Here is a 23,700-nt window from a genome sequence, read left to right on the forward strand (position 1 = left end):
CCCTCTAGGAGCGGTTGATGCCGTATTTCCCCGGCCCGGAAAAGAAGAGGGCCAGGGCGGCAAAGAGATAGAGCAGTGCCATCTCGCTGACCGGTCCGCCGGTTTTGCTCAGCTGCAGCGGGAAAAGCCCGCCGACAAGTGCCACGGCCACCACCATATTCGCGGCCATCAGCGCCGCGCCGATCCGCGCATACAATCCGAGAATAATCATCACCGGAGCGATCACCTCTCCGACAAAGACACCGTAACCGAACCAGCCGGGCAGGCCGTGGGCCTGCAGCATCCCCTGGATATGGGAAATGCCGTGCAGCAGTTTATGAATGCCGTGAAACAGCATAAGGGTACCGAGGGCAAGGCGCAGCAGCAGGCGGGCAAGGTCGTCGTTTCTCAACATATATGTTCCTTAATTAGCGTCCGCCGAATTTGCGTTCCCACCACTCCTGGGGGGTGAGGCAGGTCTCTTTGAGGTAGGGTTCGTCCAGGCGGTATTCGTAATGTTTGACAAATTCCAGCAGTATTTTATAGGCGTCGTTGATCCGCGCGCTCATGGTGTTTGCCGTATCGGGATCATCCGGGTGCTTGTCCGGGTGCCAGCGGTGCATCAGGTTTTTATAGCGCGTCTTGATCTCGGGGAGGGTCGCCTTGTCATGAAGGCCCAGCAGGGTCTTGGCCTTCAGAACGCTCTCATAGGGGGGCATTAGCGGGTGCGTCAGTCTTTTTGCTGGCGCATGTAGGTCGGTACGTCGAGGTAGTCGTCACTCAGATCGCCACCGACGACCATTCTCGGACGGCTCACGGTACGGCTGGCCGCCGGGGTCTCCTGTGCCGGAGCGTCGTAGGAGTCGTTATTGATGGAGGGGGCCTTTTTCGGGGCCTCCTCATGGTCAAAACCCGTGGCAACGAGGGTGATCTTGATATAGTCGATCGCCAGCGTGGCATCCGTCGTCGTCCCGAAGATGACATCGGCGTTTTCGTCCGCGCTCTCTTCGACGACACCCATCGCCTCTCCGATGGAGATCATCGGGAAGTCGGGGTGCATCGTAAAGTGGACGAGAACGCCCATGGCGCCGTTGATGCTCATGTTGTCGAGCAGCGGCGATTCGATCGCGGCGCGGATCGCTTCATAAGCGGCATTGTCGCCCTGGTGCTCGCCCACGCCCATCAGCGCCATACCGTGGTGGCACATGACCGTTTTCAGGTCGGCGAAGTCGAGGTTGATGTCGTTGTCGCCCGAGGAGAGGATAACGCCGGACGTCCCGCTTACTGCCTGGGCCAGTACGGCATCGACGATCTTGAAAGACTCTTTGAGCCCCAGGTTCTTGTCGATGATGGAGAGGAGCTTGTCATTGGGGATGACGACGATGGAGTCGCTCTCTTTTTTCAGCTCCGCCAGTCCCTGCTCGGCCAGTTTAAGGCGTTTGCGCCCTTCAAAGGCGAAGGGTTTCGTGACGACAGAGATCGTCAGGGCGCCGACGTCGCGTGCGATCTGGGCGATAACCGGCGCCGCGCCAGTACCGGTGCCGCCGCCGAGGCCGGCGGCGATAAAGACGATATCGGCCCCTTCGATGGCCGTGCGGATGTCGTCATAGTTCTCGATGGCGGAATCTTTGCCGACGCTCGGTTTCATCCCGGCACCGAGCCCCTTCGTCAGACGGCTGCCCATCTGGATTTTGACCGGGGCAAAGGAGGTCTGAAGCACCTGGGCATCGGTATTGGCAACGACCATTTCAATGCCGTCGACCCCTTCGTTGATCATATGACCGATCATATTGCCGCCGCCGCCGCCGACGCCGATGGCTACGATACGCGCACCGTTGTTGGCCGTCGTCTCTTCGATTTTGAACATATTGTCAGATCCCATCTATCACTCCCCTGTTAAAATAACTGTGTAATCCAGTTCCAAAACTTGCTGCCGAAGCCTGCGGCTTTGTCAGCACTTTTTCTTGCGTCAAAGGACTTGATCCTGATCGTACCGGCTTCCTCGGAGGGGGGCAGGGGAATTTCTTCCTCTGCCGGCTCCTGAACGGAAGGTTCAGTCAGGTCAGGCTTCTCCATCGGTTCTTCGTTACGGTAACGTACCTGACGGTTCACATCGATTTCGTAAGGCGCATAGCCTCCCGCCGCATATTTGACGAGTCCGACCGCCGTCGCCGTCGCCGGCTCCTTGAGGGCGTCGAAGAGTCCTTCGACGTTACATGGCTTGGCGAGGCGGACCGGCACGTTGTCGAAAATGGCAACGGCGAGATCGCGGAGGCCGTCGAGTTTGGTAAAGCCGCCCGTCAGGACGACCCCGGCCCCCAGCTGATCTTTGAGCCCGCTCTTGTCAATGGACTGGGCGAGGATCATCAGGGTCTCCTCGACCCTGGCATAGATAACGTTGTGTACCACGCCGAGAGAGACCTCGTGGGAGGACTCCTCGTCGCCGATAATCGGTAGCTCGATCAGGTCGTCGCTCGGAGCACTGAGCGATCCGTACTTAATCTTGACGCTCTCGGCGATGTTGAGTGGCGTGTGCAGCGCCATGGAGAGGTCGCTGGTGATGTGGTGCGAACCGACACCGAGGAAATCGTTGTAGCGGATCGCGGTCCCGGAGTGGATCACGGTGTCGCAGGTGTGGCCGCCCATGTCGATTACGGCGGCACCGAGCTCCTTCTCATCCTCGTTGAGCACGGCGATAGCGGAAGCGTAGCCGTTGAGGACGACGGTATCGACCTCGACGCCCGCGCCGCGAACGGCTTTCTTGAGGTTGTTGAGGTTGGACTTCTGCGTCGTGATGATATGGGTCTCGACCTCCAGGCGCGACGCATTCATCCCCAGGGGATCCTCGATGAACTCCTGGTCGTCGACGATGAAGTTGTATGGCAGGGTATGCAGGACTTCGTACTCGTTGGGAATATTGGCGTTGTACAGCGACGTGTGCATCACGCGGCTGATCTCTTTGAACGTGATCTCACGGTTGGGGATATTGACGATCCCGCTGGAGTTCAGGCTCTTCGTATAGGCGCCCGAGATGGAGACGATCGCCCGTTTGATCTCGGTGCCGGCGACGCGTCTGGCGTCCGCCAGGGCGGCTTTGATCGCCTTGGACGCGAGCTCGATGTTGGTGATGGAGCCCTTCTTGATCCCCTGGGAACGGACGATGCCTGCCCCCGAGATCTGAATCGTACCCTCAGGGGAGATCTCCGCGATGATGGCGCAGATTTTGCTTGAGCCTATATCGATCGCGAGGACGCTTTTTTTCACTGCCCGTATCCTTTGATGAAGATCTGTGTCTCATACCGCTCGGCGAGGGCAGTGATCAGGGACTGGCTGAAGAGGGTCTCTTTCGTCTGTGCGACCGCCTGGTCCGCATTCGCATCGGCAACCGGGTTGATCTGCTGGTCAAGAATGCGGTAGAGGACGATCTTGCCCGAAGGGAGCTGTGCCATGCTTTCGGCTTTGCGGGAACGGAAGAGGCTGGCGAGCAGGGCCTGCGTCTCTTTTTCATCCAGCCCTTCGACGCCGGATGTCGCATCGCGTTTGAGGTATCCCTCGGTAGCGGTACCGCGGAACGATTTCAGGGAAGAGGTCGCTAGTTCCGTCAGCTTTTCGGCGCGCATCTGGCGGGTGTAGGCGGCAAGGACATCGGTTTTCGCCGCTTCGAAGCTCTTGGGCATCGGTTCGACGGTTTCCAGGCGCTTGATGATCAGGTACGCTCCGTGCTCTTTTTTCGGTTTCAGGTAGGGGCTGGCCGCATCAGCGGAAGCGATGGCCTGCATCGTCTCCGCGCTGAAGCTGTTGTCGCCTTCGCGGACGGTTGTCTCAACGATCTTCACGTCGGCGTCAAGCTTCTCTTTCTTGTAGGCGATGTAGGTCTTCAGCGCTTCTTTGTTAGTGGCTTTGTCGTTGACGGCGGCGACCACGGCGCTTTTGGCGTTCTCAAAGGCGAGGATCTTGCCGTCCGGGCCTACGAAGTCGTATTTGTGCGCATCGTAATAGGTCTGAAGCTCCTCGTCCCCGGCGCCGGCTTCCACGGCTGCCTGGGTGATGTAGGCGATTTTGAACGCCCGCGGCGTCATGTAGTCGAGCTTGTGGCCTTCCCAGAACGTTTTGAGGGCTGCATCGGAGGTGTCGATGCTGACCATTTCGCCGTCGAGCACTTTATACTCGAATTTGTCCCCGATACCCAGCGCGGTCTCGAAGGCTGATTTTTCGATGCCGTTCGCCTGGGCAGGGAAGAGCGCAAAGAGTTTCTGGATCAGCAATGCGCGGCGGATATCCGCTTCGTAGTCAACAGGGGTCAAACGGTTCTGTTTGAGGACCTTCTGGTAGAGCTCCTTGCTGAAAACGCCGTTCTCGATGAAGGCTTCCTGGGACTGCAGCACCGTAGCCACCTCTTTGTCGGTCGTTTCGAGGTTATAGCTGTTAGCGAGGTTCACCAGCAGGGCCTGGTTGACGAGCTGCTGTAACGCCTGTTTGTCCAGGCCGAGCTTTTTGGCCTGCTCCTCGTCGAATTTACCCTGAAAGATTTGACTGTAGCGGTTGAAAAGCTGTGCATAGGTTTTCTGAAGTTCGCGGCTGGTGATGCTGACGTCACCGACTTTCGCGACGGCCCCCGATTTATCGCCGTAGCTGTACTGCCCCCATCCGACAAATCCCGCGCCGATAAAGGCGATCGTTGAGATCCAGATCGTAATGACGAGGTATTTTCGGTGTCGTTGCATCCATGTAATCATCTGTGTAGTTTGCCTTCTTGCGTCGTAGTTGTCAATTTTATTAGTTTAAAGCTTAAGAATTGCCTTAAAGTCCCTGTTTTCCGAACCTTTTTTCACTCTGAGTTCAATATTTTTCGATAAGATTTTCAAAATTCTACTTTTGGGGGGTACAAGATGAACAACCGCGAAATTTCCGAAAGGGACCTGCGCCATATCTGGCATCCGTGTACCCAGATGAAGGATCATGAATTTCTGCCGCTCACACCGATCAAAAAAGGGAACGGCATCTACCTTGAGGATTTTGACGGCAACAGCTACATCGATGCGGTGAGCAGTTGGTGGGTCAACCTCTTCGGCCATGCGAACCCGATCATCTCTTCGGCAGTCAAAACCCAGGCCGAAACGTTAGAGCACGTTATCTTGGCGGGGTTCACCCATGAGCCCGTTGTCCGTCTTTCCGAACGTTTGGCAGCCATGACGCCGGAGGGGCTAACGCGCTGTTTTTACGCGGACAACGGCTCGAGCGCCATAGAAGTCGCCCTGAAAATGGCCTATCACTATTATAAGAATATCGGAAAAGAGCGCCCCCTGTTCATTTCCCTGACCAACAGTTACCACGGCGAGACGATCGGGGCGCTTTCGGTCGGTGACGTGTCGCTTTACAAAGAGACCTACGGACCGCTGCTGCTGCAAACGATCCAGACGCCGGTCCCGGCCGACCAGAGTGAGGCGGCAGCACTGGCCGCGGCGGCGGAACTCGAAACCCTGCTAAAGGCCCGTGCAGAAGAGGTCGCAGCCCTCATTGTCGAACCGTTGATCCAGGGGGCGGGGAACATGCATATGTACCATCCGCGCTACCTGAAAGAGGCGCGAAAACTTTGCGATCAGTATGACATATTGTTAATTGCAGACGAAATTATGACGGGATTCGGACGAACCGGAACGATGTTCGCCTGCGAACAGGCGGGAATTTCGCCGGATCTTATGACCCTTTCAAAAGGGTTGACCGGCGGTTATCTCCCCCTCTCCGTCACCATGACGACGGATAAAATTTACGAGGCTTTTTACTGCGACTACAATCTTTATAAGGCGTTCTTGCATTCGCACAGTTATACGGGCAATGCCCTTGCCTGCGCCGCGGCCAACGCGACGTTGGACATCTTCGAGCTGGATAACGTGATCGAAGCCAACCGGGCGTTGTCGGCACTGATGGCGGAGGGGCTAAAACGTTTTGAAAATCTGCCGAACGTGAAATCGGTACGGCAGACGGGCATGGTCGGTGCGGTGGAGCTTGAAGGGTACCCTCCCGAAGAGCGCATCGGCTTGAAAATCTTCGACTTCGCGCTGACCCGGGGGGTCCTTCTGCGGCCGCTGGGGCCGGTCGTCTATTTCATGCCCCCCTACATTATTAATGCGGAGGAGCTGACGTACGTGGTGGACACCGCTTACGAGGCAGTTACTTCACTGTAGCGCTATGAGAGCATGCTCTGCCGGAGCATCAGGATCCGGCAGCTCTTCTCCAGCACGGCCAGCTGTTTGGCCATCTCATGCAGGTCGCGGTTGTAGGCGTAGATGCCGTAGCCGCGGATGACGACCAGTTCCAGATCGGAGTTGATCAGCCGTTTGGGAATTTCTGTGGAGGCGCGCTCGTACCACTGGTCGAAGGAGCGGGGATCGTAGACTTCGACGCGGGGCATCTCCTTGATCCCGAAATAGTCCTGCGGTTCGATGACTTCGTGGAGCAGGCTGTATGCCATCGTATTGGGCGGCATCGAGAAGGTGATGAATTTGGCATCGCTGATCTGGCGGTAGATGCTGTGGTGGATGGCCGCGTCGATACTAGCCTCGTTCCAGCGGTAATCTTTCTGGAAATAGAGTTCGATCAGTTGCGAGTCGTTCATGTGGTCGAAGATGGTGTCTTTCGTGTTGATGATAAAACGGCTGTTGTCGGATTTGGCGGAGACGCTGCCGTGGTAGATGCTGAAGAACTCTTTGCGGAACATCGAGAGGGAGAAAGAGACGAGCTGTTCTTTGAGATGCTGTTTGTTCATAGCGCTATTGTAACGGAAGATAGGTGAATTTTTGTGTGTAAGGAGAAGGGGAGCGGAGGGGCCGGCCTTACGGCTGGCCGTTGCCGTACTGCTCGGCGAGATAGTCGGTAATGAGGGCCTGGTCCTCTTTGGTAATGGGTGCTTTAAACGCGTCAACCATTTTTTCGACTTTCTCTTTCCAGAAGCTGCGGGACTGTTTGCCCTGGTTCAGGATGTAGCCGAAAGAGTGGCAGGTCAGACAGTTGGCCTGGACGAGGTCGAAGTGTTTGCCCATCTTAATCTCAAACGGGACATAAGGGACTTCGACGTCCTCGTTCAGGACGGCGTGGAGATTAAGGGCGCCGAGGCTCAGCAGGGCGGCAAAGATTGTTTTTTTCATAAAGGCTCTCCTTAGACTACTTCGACGGTAACGACGTCGATTCCGTTAAATTTGTAACCGCCGTGGTTCCACTTGATATCTTTGGCAAAGGGCTGCTCTTCGCCGGCGCGGTTGATCGCCTTGGCCATGATGGTCTGCTTGCCGTACTTCTTCGGTTTGAAGTCATAGGTGAACGCGCGGAAGGCGTAGCGTCCCATATCGTCACCGAGGGTCGCCTCCTGCCACGTTTTGCCGTCGTCAAAGGAGAGCATGACCGCTTTGATGCCCGCGCCGTAGTCGAAGGCAACCCCGCGGATCGTCGCATAGGAGTTGTGGTAGAGCGTTTCGCCGTTTGTCGGGTAGCCGATGAAGGATTTGACATTCATCTTCGTGATCGGCTTGGTCGGAACGTGCTCGCCCGGCTTCTGGCATTCGCAGTCGTTGTCCGGCACGCGGTAGGCCTTGTCCATAAAGAAGAGGTGCTGGTAGTCGCTGGTGACGGTCAGGTTGCTCAGCATTTTGACCCAGCTGTCGGAGTAGGTGCCCGGGATGACGAGGCGGACCGGGTAGCCGTTGAGGTACGGCAGGTCCTCGCCGTTCATCTCATAGGCAACGATGACGTGGTCACCGATCTCCTCAAGGTGCAGTTCGCGGACAAAGTTCGGCGTTTCGTAGTAGGCGGCCGTTTCGGATCCGTTGAACCCGACCCATTCCGCCTCTTTTTTCAGACCGGCACGCTCAAGGATGTCGCGCAGACGCACACCTTTCCAGCGTGCACATCCCATGGCGCCGCTGCCCCACTGGATACCGCCGGCCGTCGGCTTGAAGGCGGAGCGGCTGTTACCGCCGCACTGCAGGACGGCATAGACTTCGACCGGTTCGAAGTCATGCTTCAGCTGGTCGACGGAGAGAGAGAGCTCGCGCTCGACGAGGCCGTTAACCTTGATGCGGAAGGTTCCCAGGTCGATGTGCGTCGGAATGTCCGGCATGTGCCAGCGTACGAAGAACATGTCGTTCGGCGTGACCGGGTGGGCAAAGACGTAGCGCGGGGATTCGAGCAGCGGCGGGCGGTCGGAGTAGGTGATCATCGGCCGTTTCTGCGGGAACGGAATGGAGGAGATTTTGCGGTTATCGACGGGTTGGCCCGCGGCGAAGGCTTCGGGGCCCAGCGCGGTCACGCCGGCACCGGCCAGCGCGCCTTTAAGGAAAGATCTGCGTTTCATGATTTTAGGACCTTGAGACGATATAAAATCGTTTGATAAAAATTATGTCCGTATTTTATCAAAAAGATATAGTTAAGAAAAATAAAACCAAAATGATATAATGTGCAATAAAACTGTACTTAATGGATCGCGTTTCCCCCGGGAAACAGGGGCACAGAGAGGTGCAGGAGGAGGGTGAGATGTATACGCTGAAACAGCTGGAACTTTTTCTCGATCTGGGGCGGAGCGAAAAGATTATCGATACGGCCAAAAAGTTCGGGCTGAGCCAGTCGGCGGTTTCGATGGCGATCAAGGAGCTCGAGCGCCTGCTCGACGGCCCGCTGTTCGAGCGGATCGGCAAACGGCTGGTCCTCAACGGGCGGGGGGCGATGCTGATGCGCAGCGCCCAACCGCACGTCGATGCCCTGCACGCCCTCTACGACCAGATGCGCAGCGATTCGCTGCGCGGGGAGCTCCGCCTGGCGGCCAGTGTGACGATCGCGGAGTACTTCATCCCGACGCTGGTCTGCAACTATATGGAGCAGAACGAACATGTCAGTATCTCGCTCAAAAGCGCCAACACCGCCGACGTCATCCGCAAAGTCACCTCCGGGGAAGTCGATATCGGCTTTATCGAGGGGGAGGGGATCCTTGAAGAGGTCGAGAGCCGGGTGTTGATGCGCGACGAGCTGGTCGTGCTCACAAGCGACAAGGCACTGGCAGAGCGGGGGCCGTGGTTTATCGACCAGCTGGCATCGCGGCCGTGGATCATGCGGGAAAAAGGCTCCGGGACCCGGGCCGTCTTCCTCAACGCGATCAGCCCCGTCGACCAGGAGCTCAACATGGTGATGGAGCTGGAGCATATCGAGTCGATCAAAAACTTCCTGCTGGCCAAGCCCGATTATCTCAGCGTTCTGCCGCGCATTTCAGTCAGAAGGGAACTGGAAGAGGGGCACCTGTTCGAGATCGCGATCAAGGCGCACCACTTCGAGCGCGACTTCACGATGATCTCCCGCAGCCAGCAGACGCTGCTGCCGCTGCAGACCCATTTCCAGGAGTACCTCTTAAGTTCCATCGGGCTACAATAGCGCATGCAGAACATCCCCCATATTCCGGTACTTTACCGAGAAGTTACCGAAGCTTTTTCCGGCTGCGAAGCGGGCATCGTCGTCGACTGTACCATGGGGTACGGCGGGCACAGCAGCCTGCTGCTCGAAGCGAACCCGAACCTCCGTCTGGTCGGCATCGACCAGGACGAGACGGCGATCCGTTTTTCGACGGAGCGGCTGGCCCCGTTCGGAGAGCGCGTCGAGATCCGTAAGGGGCGCTTTTCCGCCGTGCTGGAGACGATCGTGCGGGATTACGGCGCGGAGCAGATCCGGGGGGTGCTCGCGGATATCGGCGTCTCTTCGCTGCAGCTGGACGAGAAGGATCGCGGTTTCTCCTTTGAGAGCGAGACGCTGGATATGCGGATGGACCCCTCGGCCCCGCTGGATGCCGCGACCGTCGTCAATACCTACGCCGAGGCGGAACTCGAGCGCATCCTGCGCGACTACGGCGAGGTTCCCAACGCGCGCAAGATCGCGCAGGTCATCGCAACGCAGCGGCCCTTCACCTCCGCCAAAGCGCTCGCCGAGGCGGTCCGCCCCTTCGCGCCCCGCGGCAAGAAGATCCATCCGGCGACGCTGGTGATGCAGGCGATCCGCATCGAGGTGAACGACGAGCTGGGGGAGCTGAACCGCCTGCTCGACGTCTGCGAACGCGCCTGCTTCCCCGAGGCGCTCATCGGGATCATCTCGTTCCACTCCCTCGAAGATCGCATCGTCAAGCAGCGGTTCGCGCAGTGGGCGAAAAACTGTATCTGCCCCAGCGACGCGATGCGCTGTACCTGCGGCAACGACCACGCCATCGGGCGCCCCCGGCCGAAAAAGCCGATCACGGCACAGGCGGACGAACTCAAAGAGAACCCCCGCAGCCGCAGTGCGAAACTGCGGCTTTTTGAGATGAACTGCCATGGACGATAAAGCCAACCTCCTTGAGGAGACCGGCAGCGCCATTGTTACCCGCAAAGGAATAGGCCTGCGGTTTCTGTTCAGCATGCTGATGGTCTTCGGGATCGTCTGGATGCTGCTCTTCCCGAAGATCTACCTTCAAAACAGCATCTACTACAAAAGCCGCGACATTGCGACGATGCAGCGCGAATACGAGACGCTCAAAGAGGAGAACCTCGTCATCAAGCGGCGGGTGGAGGCGCTGAAGTTCAAAAACCAGGTGCTCGACACCCTCTTTGTCGAGGAGCAGCCGTGATCGCACGCCTCATCGAGTTCGCGCTGAACAAACCGCTGCTCAACCACATGCTGCTGCTGTTCGTGCTGCTCCTCTCCGTCTTCGCCTACCTTAACATTCCCAAAGAGATCTTCCCGCCGATCCAGATGGACAAGATCACGATCACCGGAGGCTACGCCGGGGCGAGCGCGGATGTCCTGGATAAAATGGTCGTCACCACGATCGAGGACGAGCTGGGGAATATCAGCGAACTGGAGACGGTGACGACGACGATCAAAAACGGCGCGTTCACCATCACGGCCGACATCAAGCCGGGATCGCAGAACATCAACGTGCTCAACGACGTCAAGGATATCATCGCCCAGACGAAGCGGGACCTCCCTTCGGACATGAACGAACCCATCGCGCAGATCCATGAAGAGACGATCCCGCTGGTGCTGGTGGCCATCGCCGGTGAGGCGCCCATGACCGAACTCCTTGCGCGCGCCGATGAGCTCAAAAGCGCGCTGTCGCGCTACAAGGAGCTCAGCGACATTACGATCCGGGGCGATTCCGACGACGAACTCGTCTTCCGCATCGATCCGGACAAACTGGACGCCTACGGCCTCTCCACCGACGCCGTGGTCGCAGCGCTGCAGAATCTCAGTTCCATTTTTCCCGTCGGCACCATCAAGCGGCGGGGCGAACACCTTTACATCAGCACCTACAACGGCGAAAAAGATGAAACGGCGATCGAGAATACGGTTATCGGCGTCGGCGGCAAGCGGGTGAAAATCGGCCAGATCGCTACGGCCACCTTCGAGCTGGGCGACGCGACGGAGCTGTCGCACTACAATGGGGTTCGCAACGTCTCCGTCAACATCACCAAGTCAAAATCGGGCAACGCCATCGCCCTGGCCAAACAGATCCGCGAAACCCTCAAGGGCTTCGAAAAACGCTACCCGGACCTGCAGTTCGCGGTCTACACCGACACTTCGGTCTGGATCAAGAACCGTCTCAATACGGTCGTCTCCAACATCATCGTCGGGCTGATTCTCGTCTTCGCCGCCATGCTTATCTTCGTCAACCGCGGCATCGCGCTCGTCGTGGCGATGGGGATCCCGATGAGTTTCATGATCGGGCTGATCGCGACGGAGATGATCGGCTATTCGCTCAACATGCTCTCCCTGCTCGGCGCCCTGATCGCCCTGGGGATGCTCGTCGACGAAGCGATCGTCGTGGCGGAGAACATCTACCGCCACATGGAGGAGGGGATGCCACGGCGTCAGGCGGCGATCCAGGGGGCGGTGGAGATGTTCCCCGCCGTGCTGACGGCGACGCTGACGACGGTTTTTGCCTTTTTGCCGATGCTGCTGATCAGCGGGGAGATGGGGACTTTTATCAAGATCCTGCCCGTGATGATCACCATTTTGCTGCTCAGCTCCCTCTTCGAAGCCTTCTTCTTCCTGCCGCTGCATGCGCACGAACTGCTGCGCCTGCGCCGGGAGAGCCATGTCAGCCACAGTATCTGGGAACACCTCTACCGCTGGTACGACAAAACGCTGCACCTCCTTTTCCGCCGCCGCAAACGCTCCCTTTTCCTGATCGTCGGCACCATCGCTGCGTTGACGGCGGTGATGGTGTCGCAGAGCCGTTTTCAGCTTTTCCCGCCCTTCGACGTGACCCAGGTCTACGTGACGGGGAAGGTCAATATCAACAACGAGCTCGAAGATACGGAGCAGAGGGTTGCGGCCATCGAGCGGATGTTGCTGGAGAAGCTTGACCCCGAAGAGTACTCCTCGGTGACGGCGGTGATCGGGATGCGTCTGGATGCGAAGAACAAGGCGGAAATCGGCGAGAACCTCTTCCAGGTCTTCATCGACCTGCACGAACGCGCACCGGATAACTGGTACAACCGATATATCAATCCCATCTTCTCGATCGAATATAACGCCGACGTGCTCAAACGGCAGCGTGATGCCAAGCGGATCAGCGAAGACGTCAAACAGTGGCTCGAACCGCTCGCCCAACGCACGGAAGATGACGGGACCAAGACCTTCGAGAACTTCAACGTTACCGTCCCGGGAACGGGGGTCGTCGCGCACGATATCGAGCTCGCGCTCGAGGGCAAGGATGATGCGGAGCTGGCGATGGGCGTGAAAGTGCTGGAAGCAGCCCTAGCCGACGTGACGGGGGTCTATAACATTTCCGATGATGCCGATCTCGGGGAGCGGGAGCTGAAACTGCGCATCAACGACTACGGTTACGACCTGGGGCTTACCGAGGCGGATATCAGCCGTCAGCTGCGCGCCCACTACCTCAAAGGCGAATACGGCAAGATGTTCAGTGCCAGCGGCCTGGTCCGCATCCGCATCGAGAGTGTGCAGAAAGATGACCCCGAGAGTCTGGAGACCTTCCGCATCCAGATCCCGGGCAGCACGCAGACCGTTGCCCTGCGCGACGTCGCCGACTTCATCTATACGCAGGCTTATGTGACGATCGAAAAGGAGGACGGTACGCGTATCCGCAGCGTCTATGCGTCGCTGGACAAGGATATTCGGACATCGTCGGAGGTGATGGCGGCGATCGCACCGACGCTGGAAGGGCTCAGGAAAGAGGGCTTTGATATCGAGATCAAGGGGGAGGAGAAGGAGAACGCCAAGACGCAGCGGGAGATGTCCCAGGCGGCGGCCGTCGCGATCTTCCTGATCTTTATTACCCTCGTATGGCTGTTCGACTCGCTGGTACTGGCGCTGATCGTGCTCAGCACGATCCCCCTTGTCCTTGTCGGTGTCTATGTCGGCCACTGGGTGATGGGCCTCACCATTACGATGCCGAGTCTGATCGGGGCCGTGGGGCTGGCGGGGGTCGTCGTGAACGACGGCCTGATCATGGTGAGTTTTATCCGGCAGGCCAGGGACAGCGAAGCGTTGATGCGGCGGGCGCGGACCCGCCTGCGGCCGATCCTGATGACGTCGATCACGACGGTACTCGGGCTCATGACGCTGATCTTTTTCGCTTCGGGTCAGGCACAGATACTGCAGCCGATGGCGGTGTCGCTGGGATACGGGATATTATGGGCAACGGTACTGAACTTGTTCTATGTACCGTTGCTTTATGCCGTCATCTACCGTATCAAACGGTAGCGACGCGCTTTGAAATGAGAGGAGAAAAGGAAGTGCGGTAGGGAAGGAAGCCGACACTTCCCTCCCTGTGATTAAACGGACACTCAAAATCATACAGACCTGCCGTCCGCACAGACGTCAGCGTCCGTATGATGGCATCAGGTTGAGTAGTAAGGAGTGTACCGTCACCTTATGTTGAACCGAGAATTGTGTGCTAATTAGTAGAGCGTGTGCAAGACACTCGAGGAGTAGAAGACCTTAGTTTATGTTTAGGCAACCCGGCCGTCTCAGTGAGACCCGTGGCTTTCCGTCCCCGTTTCGCAACGAGTTTGGCATTATCTACATAATTAAGCAACAACAGATTGTTATAAGTTACAGCTTACAGTTCCATTAAAATATGATTTTTTTCTAGCTTTATTTTTTTATCGGATCGTAAAGTAGCGATTGGCAAAGTCCGGACGGTGATTATGAGTTGAGGAGATGCACTTAAGCCCAAAAGGGGTATAATCACGAATTATTTTCAAGGTTACACAAGATGTACGAAGCACTTTTCGAAGACGAAGGCGATATGTTCAGCGGATCGCCTCGCAGTAAATTCATGGACGTTATCTTCAATGCTAACCGTTCGGTCGCCGAAGGGGAGCTCCAGCGCCTGATCGAGCGCCTGGCCGCAATGGAAAAAATCCTCTCAGAGTCGATGGACGATGCGACGCTCGAACGGACGATCAAACAGCTTCAGTTCGAGGAAGCGGATGCGATCAACGCGATGGCGAAGGAGCTCTATATCGAGTCGATGGGCAACGTGCTCAGCCAGAGCGAATAGGGGGAAGACGCCGAGATGGTCGAAGCGGTAGCGCGGAGAATGCAGGAGATGGTGGCGGCGGTGGATTATCCGTACGCGACCGGGCTTTTTGAAACACTGTCCGGCGGCAAGCGCCTCCGTGCCCGCCTGATCATGATGATCGCGGGGGAGGAAGATGCCGCGGTGACGCTGGCGGCGGTGATCGAATTGATTCACGCCGCGAGCCTTCTGCATGACGATGTCATCGACGAGGCGCAGCTGCGCCGGGGTAGCCCTTCTGTCAATGCGACCGAGGGGAGCAAACAGGCGGTGATGCTCGGCGATATCCTCTACTCCAAAGCGTTCAGCGAGCTGACGCAGTTCGACGCACGGATCGCCAAGAGCGTGGCGGATGCTGTCACCTCCCTCTCCGTCGGCGAGATGATGGATGTGCAGATGGCGAAAACATTCAATGAGGATGAAAAGCGCTATCTGCAGATGCTCTATCTTAAAACGGGGGTCCTGATCGAGGCAGCGGCAAAGTGCGCCGCTCTGCTCGCCGGGAAGGATGCCGATGCCTATGCGCTCTACGGCAAGAACCTCGGCGTTGCCTTCCAGATCATCGACGATATCCTCGATATCGTTTCCGATGAAGCGACGCTGGGCAAACCGGCGATGAACGACTTCGTCGAAGGCAAATGTACCCTGCCTTACATCCACCTCTACCGTACGCTCGAGGGGGAGGCGCGTGAGCGTCTCCTCGCCCTTCACGGCCGGCGTGCGACAGCAGAGGAGACGCAATGGCTCAAAGCGGGGCTGGAGAGCAGCGGGGCGGTCAAAGCCGCCTACGCGCAGGCCCGTGCCCTTAGCGACGAGGCGAAACGCGCCGTCAGCGGTGATGCACCACTCGAAGCCGTCATCGAATCCATGATGCAGAGAACCTTCTGATGCACTACCTCATACTCAGTTTTACGCACAAAAACACGACGCTCCCCATCCGGGACAAGCTGGCGTTTAACGATGATGCTGCCAAAGAGACCTTTCTTGCCCGTACCCTCGAAGCCCCCTATCTGAACGAAGCGTTCGTCCTCTCCACCTGTAACCGTATTGAACTGATCAGCAGCTGCAACAACCCAGGTGAAGCGGCCAAGCACCTCTTTATGTTGCTGCATGAGCATTCGGGGATCAGCCTCAACGAGCTGGAGGGCCGGGCGGAGCTTTTCGAGGACCAGGGGGCGATCCATCACCTCTTCAGCGTCGCCAGTTCCCTTGATTCGCTCATCGTCGGCGAGACGCAGATCGCCGGCCAGCTCAAAGACGCCTATCGTTTCGCCCTGGAACGGGGACATTGCGGCGACAAACTGACCCGGGCGGTCAACTACGCCTTCAAATGCGCGGCCGAAGTGCGCAACCAGACCGATATCTCCTCCAAGCCCGTCTCCGTCGCCAGTGTCGCCGTGGCGGCCGCGCGCCGCGCCTTTGGTACGCTGTCGGGCAAGCGGGCGCTGGTCATCGGTTCGGGAGAGATGTCGGTTATTGCCGCGCGTACCCTGAAAAACCACGGGGCCGAGGTCAGCCTGATGAACCGTACGATGGCAAAGGTCGAAGCGCTGGCCGAAGAGGTGAAAGGGACGCTTGTACCCTTTACGCGCCTCAAAGACGTCCTGGGCGAGTACGATATGATCTTTACGGCAACGAGCGCGGAAGAACCCATCATCGGCGGGAAGATCGGTCTGAAAAAAGAGCGGGAGTGCCACTGGTTCGATATGGCGGTTCCGCGGGATATCGGCGACATCGACCATGCGATGGTGACGGTGCACCGGGTGGACGACCTGAAAAACACGGTCGACGAGAATATCATGCTGCGCGAAGAGGAGGCCAAGGCCTCCTTCGCTATCGTCGGCCGCTACACGGCGGAGTTCTATGCCTGGCTCAAATCGCTCAACATCGAGCCGTTGATCAAAGAGCTCTACCGCCGCGCGGACGCGGCGGCGGCAACGGAGGCGGCCCGCGTCGTCGGGAAGGGCTACGTGCCCGAGGCGTACGAAGCGCAGGCACAGAAGATGGCACTGCAGGCGATCAAGCGTTTCCTGCATCCGCAGGTGCAGCAGCTGCGAAAGGCTGCCGACGAGGGCGACATCGACGCCATGATCGATTCGATGGCATTTATTTTAGACATGAGTGAGGAGTAACCGACAATGCGTATGTCCCAGGCTTTTATCCCGACGGAGAAGGAGGCGCCCAAAGACGCGGCGCTCCCGAGCCACATCTATCTGACCCGGGCCGGGTTTATCGCCCAGGTCGCCAGCGGGCTGTACAACCTGATGCCTTTGGGCAAGCGGGTGCTGAAAAAGATCGAAGCGATCATCAACGAAGAGATGGCACGTGCCGGTGCGCAGGAGGTGGACCTCAGTTTCGTCACCCCGGCGGAGCTGTGGGAAGAGAGCGGCCGGATCGAGAAGTTCGGCAAGGAACTGCTGCGCTTCCGTGACCGCAAAGAGAACCTCTTTGTCCTGGGACCGACCCATGAAGAGATGATGGTCAACCTCGTACGCAACCGCGTCAACAGCTACAAGCAGCTGCCGCTGAACCTCTACCAGATCAAGACGAAGTTCCGCGACGAGGCGCGCCCGCGTTTCGGCCTGATGCGCGCACGTGAATTCGTCATGAAAGACGGCTACAGCTTCCACACCTCCTACGAGGACCTCGACCGCGAGTTCGATGCGATGGAAGCGGCCTACAAACGCGTCCTGGAGCGGCTGGGGCTTGATTTTCGCATCGTCGAGGCCGACAGCGGCGCGATCGGCGGGTCGGGCTCGAAGGAGCTGATGGTCCTTGCCGACAGCGGCGAAGATACCCTTGCCGTCTGCGACCGCTGCGAATACGGGGCCAACATCGAGGCCGCCAGACGTTCGGAACGTACGACGATTCCCGAGGCGCCGGAGGCGGACTTCAACAAGTTCGCGACGCCGGGCATTAAGAGCATCGAGGAGCTTGGCGGCTTCTTCCACGTCGACCCCTACTACACCCTTAAGGCCGTGGCGAAGCGGGCGATCTACGAAGAGGGGGACGAAGTCGTCGTCTTCTTCCTGCGCGGCTGCGACGACCTGCAGGAGGTCAAGGCGACGAACGCCTGCGGTGCGCTGGATCTCGTCGATGTCAACGAAGAGGAACTTTCGGCGCTCGGGCTGGTACCGGGCTTCATCGGGCCGCTGGACTTGGATGCCGTGCGTACGATCTTTGACTGGGACGTCAAAGGGGCGGCCAATATGATCTGCGGCGCCAACGAGGCCGATTTCCACTATGTCGGCGTCGATCTTTCGGTCCTTCCGGAAGAGGCGCAGTATGCCGCGCTTTATGAGGTCAAAGAGGGCGACGGCTGCCCGGTCTGCGACGGAAAGCTCTCCTATACGAAAGGGATCGAGGTCGGGCATATCTTCAAGCTCGGCACCGTCTACTCCGCACCGCTGGGGGCGCAGTTCCTCAACGAGAACGGGAAAGCGGAACCTTTCGTGATGGGCACCTACGGTATGGGTGTGAGCCGCCTTATCGCCGCGGTCATCGAGCAGCACCATGACGAGAAGGGGTGCGTCTGGACCAAGGCGACGGCACCCTATCTGGTTAACCTGATGATCTCCAACATCAAAGACGAGGAGCAGGTGGCCCTGGCCGAGAGCCTTTACGCTTCGCTGCAGGATGCGGGTGTTGACGTCATCATGGACGACCGCAAGGAGCGTTTCGGGTTCAAGGCGAAAGACGCGGAACTGGTCGGCTACCCGCTCACCGTTATCATCGGCAAGGAGCTCGCCAACGGCATCGTGCAGTTCTTCGACCGAGCCGAAGATACAAAGACGGATGTTCCCTCTTCCGAAGCCCTCGCGCGCATTATGGAGTGGATCGGATGATCTACTTTCTCCTCTATCTTTTCCTGGAAGTGCTCGTTTCCGTTAAGATCGCTTCGGCGATCGGCGGGGTATGGACCTTCGTCGAGCTGATCGCGAGCGCCCTGGTGGGCATCGTGATCCTGGCGAACTTCCGGGGAACGCTGGCGGAGAATATCAACGCGCTGAACCAGGCGCGTATCGACCCCTTCGAATTTCAGCAGCTTAACCTCTTTACCATTCTAGGCGCTTTTCTGCTGATCGCCCCCGGTTTTCTCACGGATATTTTCGGCGTACTGCTTCAGTTCAGCGTCATAACGAAGATGTTGGTTAACCGATTTGTGTCACAATCCAAGCACGATTCATCAACTCACAACACTCAAAAGGATGACCATGTCATTGATGTCGAAATTGTCAGCGACGATGCTGATAAGCGCTAGCCTTTTTGCCGCAACGAACAGCGAAGTCGAAACCTTTCTCAAGAACAACCTTTCCAAGAATCCCGCCATCAGCTCTTTGACGGTCAAAGTCGTCGAGCGTCAACCGCTTGAGGGCATGAAAGGGTGGGACAGTTTTGTCGTGTCGCTCGATGCCAAGGTGAAGCAGGGCAAGGATGAGCGCGAAGTGAAGCAGCGCGTCATCTATTTCGCCAACGACAAGGTGATCACCGGCGAACTGACCGACATGAAAACGGGCAAAAGCCTTCGCGATGCCGTCGCCCCGAAATTCAAAGCCGAGTATTACAAAAAAGAGAACCTGATTTACGGGAATGCGAATGCAAAGCACAAGGTCGCGATCTTCTCCGACCCGCTTTGCCCTTTCTGCCGCAATTACGTTCCGAAGGCGGTGGAGTACATGAAGCAGTACCCGGAGACCTTCGCCGTCTATTACTACCATTTCCCGCTTGAACGCCTCCACCCCGCGGCACCGACGCTGACCCGCGCAGCAGTGGCCGCAGAGCTCCAGGGGCGCAAAGATGTCATGCTCTCGCTCTACAAGGTGCCGACGACGATCACGCGCGAAAAGGATGAGCAGAAGATCCTCGATGCTTTCAACAAAGCCGTCAACACGAACCTGAAAATCAGTGATCTGCATGCCGCGGCGGTCAACGCCCAGGTTGCATCGGATGACGCCGTCATCGAATCCCTGATGGTCAGCGGCACGCCGACGGTCTATTTCGACGGCGAAAAAGATGCAACCAAAAACCGTTACAAGGGAGTCAACGTTAAATGAAGAAACTCGTCATCGCAACCCGCGGAAGCAAGCTGGCACTCTGGCAGTCCGAACATATCAAGGCCGTTCTCGAGGAGCAGAACCCCGGTCTGGAAGTGTCGCTTAAAATCGTCGTGACCAGCGGCGACAAGATCCTCGACGTGCCGCTGGCAAAGATCGGCGGCAAGGGGCTCTTTCTCAAAGAGATCGAAGAGACGATGCTGGGCGGCGAAGCCCAGCTGGCGGTCCACTCGCTCAAAGACGTACCGACGCAGATGCCCGACGGGCTTCTGCTGGCTGCCATTACCGAACGCGAAGACGACCGCGACGCGATGCTGAGCGAAAAATATGCCAGCGTCGATGCCTTGCCCGAGGGGGCGGTCGTCGGGACCTCGTCGCTGCGCCGCCGGATGCAGATCCTGGCCCTGCGCCCGGACCTGACCATCAAGGACCTCCGCGGGAATGTCGATACCCGCATCCGAAAGCTCAAAGAGGGCGAGTACGATGCCATCATCCTCGCTTCGGCCGGGATCAACCGCCTGGGGCTGCTCGACAGCGTCGAGTACGTCTACCCGATCGCGCTGGGCGATATGGTGCCTGCCATGGGACAGGGCGCACTCGGAATCGAAGCCGTTGATGACCCGGAAGTCCTTGAGATCGCCCGGGGGCTTGAAGATACGAATACCCGTATCGAAACGACGATCGAACGCGAATTTGTCGATACCCTGCAGGGCGGATGCCAGGTGCCGATCGGCGTCAATGCCACCGTCCTCGAAAACGGTCAGGTGCTGACCCAGGCGATTGTCGGGCTTCCCGACGGCACGGAAGTGCTTGCCGAATCGGTCGAAGTACCTAAAGATGCCGTCGATAATCTCGGCCGAAAAATGGCGGAGACGTTCATTGAACAAGGTGCCCGGGAACTGCTTGCCAGGGCCGAAGAGATGGCGTTTAAGTAGCCTGTTACAAAAGTGTCACAATTAAGGCCCGCATAATAATATATAATGTATTCTTGTGTGACACCTCCCTTGGATAAAGGATGCGAATGAAGAAGGTCGTTTTCTCTGTTCTTATTACGGCACTGTTGACCGGTGCTGTCGGCGAAGCAGCCGTGTACAAAGGCCAGCGCGAGTTTCATAAACAGTGTAAAGCCTGCCATGATGACGGTCAGGATATCGCCTTTACCTATAAACGGAGAACATGGAAAAAGATGATGCAGGACAACGGCGCAGGATTGGCCGAACTGCATCTCAATAGTGAGAAAGCGAAGAAGTCCTGGAAATACTTCAAAAGCAAGAAGTACCAGAAAAATTCGAAGCACCTGAAGGACTTCATGGTCGAATACGCCAAGGACAGCGGGAACGTTCCCGCCTGTAACTAAAACCTCCGGGCCTCTGGGCCCTTTCTGCACTTTAAACCCTATTCGCTAAAATACCGTATTTTATTTTGGAGACAGAGCTATGGAAAAAATGTGGTCCGGCCGTTTCAGTGCCTCAGCCTCGTCACTTCTAGACCAGTTTAACGCCTCGATCATGTTCGACCGCGAACTGTACCGGGAAGATATCGAAGGTTCGCTCGCACACGCCGCCATGCTGCAGAGCCGCGGTATCCTGAGTGCGGATGAGCTCGAGGCGATCCGCGGGGGACTGGCACAGGTCCGCGAAGAGATCGAAGCGGGCAGTTTTGAGTGGAATATCAGCGACGAAGACCTGCATATGGCGATTGAAAAGCGTCTTACGGCGCTCATCGGGGATGCCGGAAAGAAACTGCATACGGCCCGCAGCCGCAACGACCAGGTGGCCGTCGACTTCCGCCGCTATGTCCTGCGCAAGAACCTGGAGATCGTCGGCCAGCTCAAAACCCTGATGCAGACCCTCGTCGACATTGCCGGCAAGCATACAGAGACGCTGCTGCCGGGGATGACGCACCTGCAGCATGCCCAGCCGATCAATTTCGGTTTCCATCTGCTGGCATACGCGAGCATGTTCAAACGGGACATCGACCGTCTCCTCTCGAGCCGCCAGCGCAACAACGTCTCCCCGCTGGGCTGCGCCGCCCTGGCCGGGACGCCGCACGACATCGACCGCAACCTGACCGCCAACGCGCTGGGGTTCGACAGCGTCAGCGTCAACTGCCTCGATACGGTCAGCGACCGCGATTTCGCCCTGGAGATCCTCTTTAACATCTCGACGATGATGATGCACGTTTCCCGCCTCAGTGAGGAGCTGATCCTCTGGTCGAGCTACGAGTTCGGCTTTGTCGAGCTCTCCGACGAATACTCGACAGGCTCCTCGATCATGCCGCAGAAGAAGAACCCGGACGTCCCCGAACTGCTGCGGGGCAAAACGGGCCGCGTCTACGGCGCGCTGATGGGGCTGCTCACGGTGATGAAGGGGCTGCCGCTCGCTTATAACAAGGATACCCAGGAGGACAAAGAGGGAGTCTTCGACGCCGTTGCCACGGCGCACATCTCTCTTGAGATCCTGAACGAAGCGCTCAAGACGATGACGGTCAAACCGGAGAACATGCTGGCTGCTTCAAAGAAGGGACACCTGAGCGCTACAGACCTGGCCGACTACCTCGTCGAGCGCTGTGGGGTGCCGTTCCGCGAGGCCCACTTTATTACGGGCAAGGCCGTCGCCCGGGCCGAAGCGCTCGGAATAGACCTGAGCGAGATCGCTTACGGTGAGCTCAAGGCCATCGACGAACGTATCGGCGAGGACGTGATCCCCCATCTTCAGCTGGCGCACTCCATGAACGCCCGTACCTCCTCCGGCGGAACGGCGACGGTGCGCACGCTCGAACAGATCGTGCACTTCGAAAACTACCTGAAGGAGCTTGATTTATGAAAGTAACGATTTCCCACCTGGACGAGATGCGCTTCGAGGCGAAAACGGACCGCGGACAGAGCTTTGTCATTGACTGCCCGGTTATCTCCCCGATTGAATACTTCCTCTCCGGCCTTGTCGCCTGTACGACCAGCGACCTCATTGCCATCCCGAAAAAGCAGGGCAAGACGGTCACCAACCTCAGTGTCGACGGCGAGGTCGTGCGCAACGAAACGCCGCCGTGCAAGTTTAATACCCTGCACCTCGACTACCGCTTCGACTCCGACGCCGACGATATGACGGCGCTGCGCTGGGTCATGGGAAGCATCGAAACCTACTGCTCGACGATCAATACCGTCCGTGATACGACGAAGATCACCTACTCCGTGACGCACAACGGCAACGTCCTGCGTGAGAATGAGGAGATCATCAGCGGGCAGGGCGGCAATATCGACTTCGGTGAAATCGAAGCCTGCCCCAGCTAAGGCTTATCTGCCTCAATATGCCGCAAACCTTTTTTAGGTTCTTTGTTCCCCTTCTTTTTTGTTTGTCCAAAAAAGAAGCCGAACCGGGAAGAAAAAAGGACAATGCGGCTGCCGCATGTAATACACTCACACGCACTTCAACCGTCCTATTACGTGGACACTCCATGCCGAAATTTTTTGTAATGTTTTTTAGTGGGGAGAGTTGAAAGCGCAGGCCTTCTGCGCGTGGGCTTGCTGCCGAAGCAAACCCAGTGTTAACGTAGGCATCCGGACTTTGTTCGGAAGCCGTGCGATTAAAGGAAGTCTTTCGGGTCCGCGTCCGCGAAGTGGCCCCAGCGCAGTCTGGCGCCGCCGAGGATGTGGAAATGGAGGTGTTTGACCTCCTGGCCGCCGTTTTCGCCGATGTTCGTAATAACGCGGTAGCCGCTCTCTTTGATATCGACCTTCTCGACCACTTCCTGGATAAAAGCAGTCATGCCCGCCATCATCTCCGGCGTCACCTCGTTGAAGCTGTCAACATGGGTTCTGGGAATGGCGAGCACGTGAACGGGGGCCTTGGGATTGATGTCGTGAAAGGCGACGAAGTCGTCGTTTTCGTGCACCGTGTTGGCACTCAGTTCATTGTTGGCGATTTTGCAGAAAAGACACATGAATGTTCCTTGAAAGAGCGTTTTTGTGATTGTAGCATAGAAGCCTTTGAGGCTGACCTGCTTTGAATTGGAGGGTATCGTATTGATTTTAAAGAAGAGCATTTCAGAGAAAAAGCGCCGAGGGCGCGCGAGCGCTCCGAGAGCACTTCTTCCAGAGCGCCCGCTGCTGAT

At 57.6% G+C, this 23,700-nt stretch carries 24 protein-coding genes and 1 riboswitch; of the genes, 15 read left to right on the plus strand and 9 right to left on the minus strand.

The genetic code is table 11. The features are described from left to right. Nucleotides 1-4 precede the first annotated feature (4 nt). Genes LOH54_RS04695 through LOH54_RS04715 form a run of 5 tightly spaced genes read right to left on the minus strand, consistent with a single transcriptional unit; the run spans nt 5 to nt 4,715 of the window. Nucleotides 5-394 (minus strand): DoxX family protein, encoded by a 390-nt coding sequence (locus LOH54_RS04695; protein WP_231020819.1) that lies wholly within the window; start codon nt 392-394, stop codon nt 5-7. Between the two features lie 13 nt (nt 395-407). After that, nucleotides 408-698, minus strand: coding sequence for a J domain-containing protein (locus tag LOH54_RS04700; RefSeq protein ID WP_231020821.1), 291 nt, complete (start codon nt 696-698; stop codon nt 408-410). A gap of 11 nt (nt 699-709) precedes the next feature. Further along, entirely contained in the window at nt 710-1,861 is a 1,152-nt protein-coding gene (gene ftsZ / locus LOH54_RS04705; protein ID WP_231020823.1) for a cell division protein FtsZ, read from the minus strand. A gap of 14 nt (nt 1,862-1,875) precedes the next feature. Next, the gene (ftsA, locus tag LOH54_RS04710) at nt 1,876-3,243 is read right to left on the minus strand and encodes a cell division protein FtsA (RefSeq protein ID WP_231020825.1); all 1,368 of its coding nucleotides are present in this window, start codon (nt 3,241-3,243) and stop codon (nt 1,876-1,878) included. Next, nucleotides 3,240-4,715: a peptidylprolyl isomerase gene (locus LOH54_RS04715; protein WP_231020827.1), complete on the minus strand. Its 1,476-nt coding sequence runs from the start codon at nt 4,713-4,715 to the stop codon at nt 3,240-3,242. The genes ftsA and LOH54_RS04715 overlap by 4 nt, the downstream gene beginning before the upstream one ends. 153 nt (nt 4,716-4,868) lie before the next feature. Between LOH54_RS04715 and LOH54_RS04720 the strand changes: the two genes are divergently transcribed. Further along, the gene (locus tag LOH54_RS04720; RefSeq protein ID WP_231020829.1) at nt 4,869-6,164 is read left to right on the plus strand and encodes an adenosylmethionine--8-amino-7-oxononanoate transaminase; all 1,296 of its coding nucleotides are present in this window, start codon (nt 4,869-4,871) and stop codon (nt 6,162-6,164) included. 2 nt (nt 6,165-6,166) lie between these two features. On the opposite strand, the gene LOH54_RS04725 is transcribed toward LOH54_RS04720, so the two are convergent. From LOH54_RS04725 to LOH54_RS04735, 3 genes are all read right to left on the minus strand, one after another. After that, on the minus strand, nt 6,167-6,745 hold the full coding sequence (locus LOH54_RS04725; protein ID WP_231020831.1) for a class II aldolase and adducin N-terminal domain-containing protein: 579 nt from the start codon (nt 6,743-6,745) through the stop codon (nt 6,167-6,169). Nucleotides 6,746-6,812: 67 nt separating this feature from the next. Next, nucleotides 6,813-7,124, minus strand: a complete 312-nt coding sequence (locus LOH54_RS04730; RefSeq protein ID WP_231020833.1) for a sulfite:cytochrome C oxidoreductase subunit B — start codon at nt 7,122-7,124, stop codon at nt 6,813-6,815. An 11-nt stretch (nt 7,125-7,135) separates the two neighbouring features. Beyond that, complete coding sequence (locus LOH54_RS04735) at nt 7,136-8,326, minus strand: molybdopterin-dependent oxidoreductase (protein ID WP_231020842.1); 1,191 nt, start codon at nt 8,324-8,326, stop codon at nt 7,136-7,138. A 179-nt stretch (nt 8,327-8,505) separates the two neighbouring features. Here LOH54_RS04735 and LOH54_RS04740 point away from each other — a divergent pair, with 179 nt between their 5' ends. From LOH54_RS04740 to LOH54_RS04805, 14 genes are all read left to right on the plus strand, one after another. Further along, nucleotides 8,506-9,393, plus strand: coding sequence for a LysR family transcriptional regulator (locus LOH54_RS04740; protein WP_231020844.1), 888 nt, complete (start codon nt 8,506-8,508; stop codon nt 9,391-9,393). Nucleotides 9,394-9,396: 3 nt separating this feature from the next. After that, nucleotides 9,397-10,329, plus strand: coding sequence for a 16S rRNA (cytosine(1402)-N(4))-methyltransferase RsmH (rsmH, locus tag LOH54_RS04745; protein WP_231020846.1), 933 nt, complete (start codon nt 9,397-9,399; stop codon nt 10,327-10,329). Beyond that, entirely contained in the window at nt 10,319-10,612 is a 294-nt protein-coding gene (locus tag LOH54_RS04750; RefSeq protein ID WP_231020848.1) for a hypothetical protein, read from the plus strand. Before rsmH ends, LOH54_RS04750 begins: the two co-directional genes overlap by 11 nt. Next, nucleotides 10,609-13,716 (plus strand): efflux RND transporter permease subunit, encoded by a 3,108-nt coding sequence (locus tag LOH54_RS04755; protein WP_231020850.1) that lies wholly within the window; start codon nt 10,609-10,611, stop codon nt 13,714-13,716. Before LOH54_RS04750 ends, LOH54_RS04755 begins: the two co-directional genes overlap by 4 nt. A gap of 248 nt (nt 13,717-13,964) precedes the next feature. Beyond that, a riboswitch (cyclic di-GMP riboswitch) is annotated at nt 13,965-14,039 on the minus strand. A gap of 191 nt (nt 14,040-14,230) precedes the next feature. Then, entirely contained in the window at nt 14,231-14,518 is a 288-nt protein-coding gene (locus LOH54_RS04760; protein WP_231020851.1) for a DUF2018 family protein, read from the plus strand. A 15-nt stretch (nt 14,519-14,533) separates the two neighbouring features. Continuing rightward, nucleotides 14,534-15,424 carry a polyprenyl synthetase family protein gene (locus LOH54_RS04765; protein WP_231020853.1) on the plus strand — a complete coding sequence of 297 codons (891 nt, stop codon included), beginning with the start codon at nt 14,534-14,536 and terminating at the stop codon, nt 15,422-15,424. After that, nucleotides 15,424-16,668, plus strand: coding sequence for a glutamyl-tRNA reductase (hemA, locus tag LOH54_RS04770; protein WP_231020854.1), 1,245 nt, complete (start codon nt 15,424-15,426; stop codon nt 16,666-16,668). Before LOH54_RS04765 ends, hemA begins: the two co-directional genes overlap by 1 nt. Nucleotides 16,669-16,674: 6 nt before the next feature. Then, entirely contained in the window at nt 16,675-18,381 is a 1,707-nt protein-coding gene (locus LOH54_RS04775) for a proline--tRNA ligase (protein WP_231020856.1), read from the plus strand. Next, entirely contained in the window at nt 18,378-18,797 is a 420-nt protein-coding gene (locus LOH54_RS04780) for an FxsA family protein (RefSeq protein ID WP_231020858.1), read from the plus strand. The genes LOH54_RS04775 and LOH54_RS04780 overlap by 4 nt, the downstream gene beginning before the upstream one ends. After that, nucleotides 18,760-19,590 carry a thioredoxin domain-containing protein gene (locus LOH54_RS04785; RefSeq protein WP_231020860.1) on the plus strand — a complete coding sequence of 277 codons (831 nt, stop codon included), beginning with the start codon at nt 18,760-18,762 and terminating at the stop codon, nt 19,588-19,590. The genes LOH54_RS04780 and LOH54_RS04785 overlap by 38 nt, the downstream gene beginning before the upstream one ends. Next, nucleotides 19,587-20,525 carry a hydroxymethylbilane synthase gene (gene hemC, locus LOH54_RS04790; RefSeq protein WP_231020862.1) on the plus strand — a complete coding sequence of 313 codons (939 nt, stop codon included), beginning with the start codon at nt 19,587-19,589 and terminating at the stop codon, nt 20,523-20,525. The genes LOH54_RS04785 and hemC overlap by 4 nt, the downstream gene beginning before the upstream one ends. Before the next feature lie 86 nt (nt 20,526-20,611). Beyond that, the gene (locus LOH54_RS04795) at nt 20,612-20,947 is read left to right on the plus strand and encodes a cytochrome C (protein WP_231020864.1); all 336 of its coding nucleotides are present in this window, start codon (nt 20,612-20,614) and stop codon (nt 20,945-20,947) included. A gap of 79 nt (nt 20,948-21,026) precedes the next feature. After that, nucleotides 21,027-22,415, plus strand: a complete 1,389-nt coding sequence (gene argH, locus LOH54_RS04800) for an argininosuccinate lyase (protein ID WP_231020866.1) — start codon at nt 21,027-21,029, stop codon at nt 22,413-22,415. Beyond that, nucleotides 22,412-22,879, plus strand: a complete 468-nt coding sequence (locus tag LOH54_RS04805) for an OsmC family protein (RefSeq protein ID WP_231020868.1) — start codon at nt 22,412-22,414, stop codon at nt 22,877-22,879. Before argH ends, LOH54_RS04805 begins: the two co-directional genes overlap by 4 nt. Nucleotides 22,880-23,172: 293 nt before the next feature. Here the strand turns inward: LOH54_RS04805 and LOH54_RS04810 are convergent, their stop codons facing one another. Further along, complete coding sequence (locus LOH54_RS04810) at nt 23,173-23,529, minus strand: histidine triad nucleotide-binding protein (RefSeq protein ID WP_231020870.1); 357 nt, start codon at nt 23,527-23,529, stop codon at nt 23,173-23,175. Nucleotides 23,530-23,700: the final 171 nt, after the last annotated feature.

Source organism: Sulfurimonas sp. HSL-3221 (assembly GCF_021044585.1).
GTDB lineage: Bacteria > Campylobacterota > Campylobacteria > Campylobacterales > Sulfurimonadaceae > Thiomicrolovo > Thiomicrolovo sulfuroxydans.

Coding starts and splice junctions, on each gene's coding strand:
- LOH54_RS04725 (WP_231020831.1), bottom strand. CDS start 6,745: ATGAACAAACAGCATCTCAAAGAACAGCTCGTCTCTTTCTCCCTCTCG.
- LOH54_RS04760 (WP_231020851.1), top strand. CDS start 14,231: ATGTACGAAGCACTTTTCGAAGACGAAGGCGATATGTTCAGCGGATCG.
- LOH54_RS04695 (WP_231020819.1), bottom strand. CDS start 394: ATGTTGAGAAACGACGACCTTGCCCGCCTGCTGCTGCGCCTTGCCCTC.
- LOH54_RS04795 (WP_231020864.1), top strand. CDS start 20,612: ATGAAGAAGGTCGTTTTCTCTGTTCTTATTACGGCACTGTTGACCGGT.
- LOH54_RS04740 (WP_231020844.1), top strand. CDS start 8,506: ATGTATACGCTGAAACAGCTGGAACTTTTTCTCGATCTGGGGCGGAGC.
- LOH54_RS04775 (WP_231020856.1), top strand. CDS start 16,675: ATGCGTATGTCCCAGGCTTTTATCCCGACGGAGAAGGAGGCGCCCAAA.
- ftsZ (WP_231020823.1), bottom strand. CDS start 1,861: ATGGGATCTGACAATATGTTCAAAATCGAAGAGACGACGGCCAACAAC.
- argH (WP_231020866.1), top strand. CDS start 21,027: ATGGAAAAAATGTGGTCCGGCCGTTTCAGTGCCTCAGCCTCGTCACTT.
- LOH54_RS04780 (WP_231020858.1), top strand. CDS start 18,378: ATGATCTACTTTCTCCTCTATCTTTTCCTGGAAGTGCTCGTTTCCGTT.
- rsmH (WP_231020846.1), top strand. CDS start 9,397: ATGCAGAACATCCCCCATATTCCGGTACTTTACCGAGAAGTTACCGAA.
- hemA (WP_231020854.1), top strand. CDS start 15,424: ATGCACTACCTCATACTCAGTTTTACGCACAAAAACACGACGCTCCCC.
- LOH54_RS04700 (WP_231020821.1), bottom strand. CDS start 698: ATGCCCCCCTATGAGAGCGTTCTGAAGGCCAAGACCCTGCTGGGCCTT.
- LOH54_RS04810 (WP_231020870.1), bottom strand. CDS start 23,529: ATGTGTCTTTTCTGCAAAATCGCCAACAATGAACTGAGTGCCAACACG.
- LOH54_RS04715 (WP_231020827.1), bottom strand. CDS start 4,715: ATGATTACATGGATGCAACGACACCGAAAATACCTCGTCATTACGATC.
- LOH54_RS04765 (WP_231020853.1), top strand. CDS start 14,534: ATGGTCGAAGCGGTAGCGCGGAGAATGCAGGAGATGGTGGCGGCGGTG.
- LOH54_RS04735 (WP_231020842.1), bottom strand. CDS start 8,326: ATGAAACGCAGATCTTTCCTTAAAGGCGCGCTGGCCGGTGCCGGCGTG.
- LOH54_RS04785 (WP_231020860.1), top strand. CDS start 18,760: ATGTCGAAATTGTCAGCGACGATGCTGATAAGCGCTAGCCTTTTTGCC.
- LOH54_RS04720 (WP_231020829.1), top strand. CDS start 4,869: ATGAACAACCGCGAAATTTCCGAAAGGGACCTGCGCCATATCTGGCAT.
- LOH54_RS04805 (WP_231020868.1), top strand. CDS start 22,412: ATGAAAGTAACGATTTCCCACCTGGACGAGATGCGCTTCGAGGCGAAA.
- LOH54_RS04730 (WP_231020833.1), bottom strand. CDS start 7,124: ATGAAAAAAACAATCTTTGCCGCCCTGCTGAGCCTCGGCGCCCTTAAT.
- hemC (WP_231020862.1), top strand. CDS start 19,587: ATGAAGAAACTCGTCATCGCAACCCGCGGAAGCAAGCTGGCACTCTGG.
- LOH54_RS04750 (WP_231020848.1), top strand. CDS start 10,319: ATGGACGATAAAGCCAACCTCCTTGAGGAGACCGGCAGCGCCATTGTT.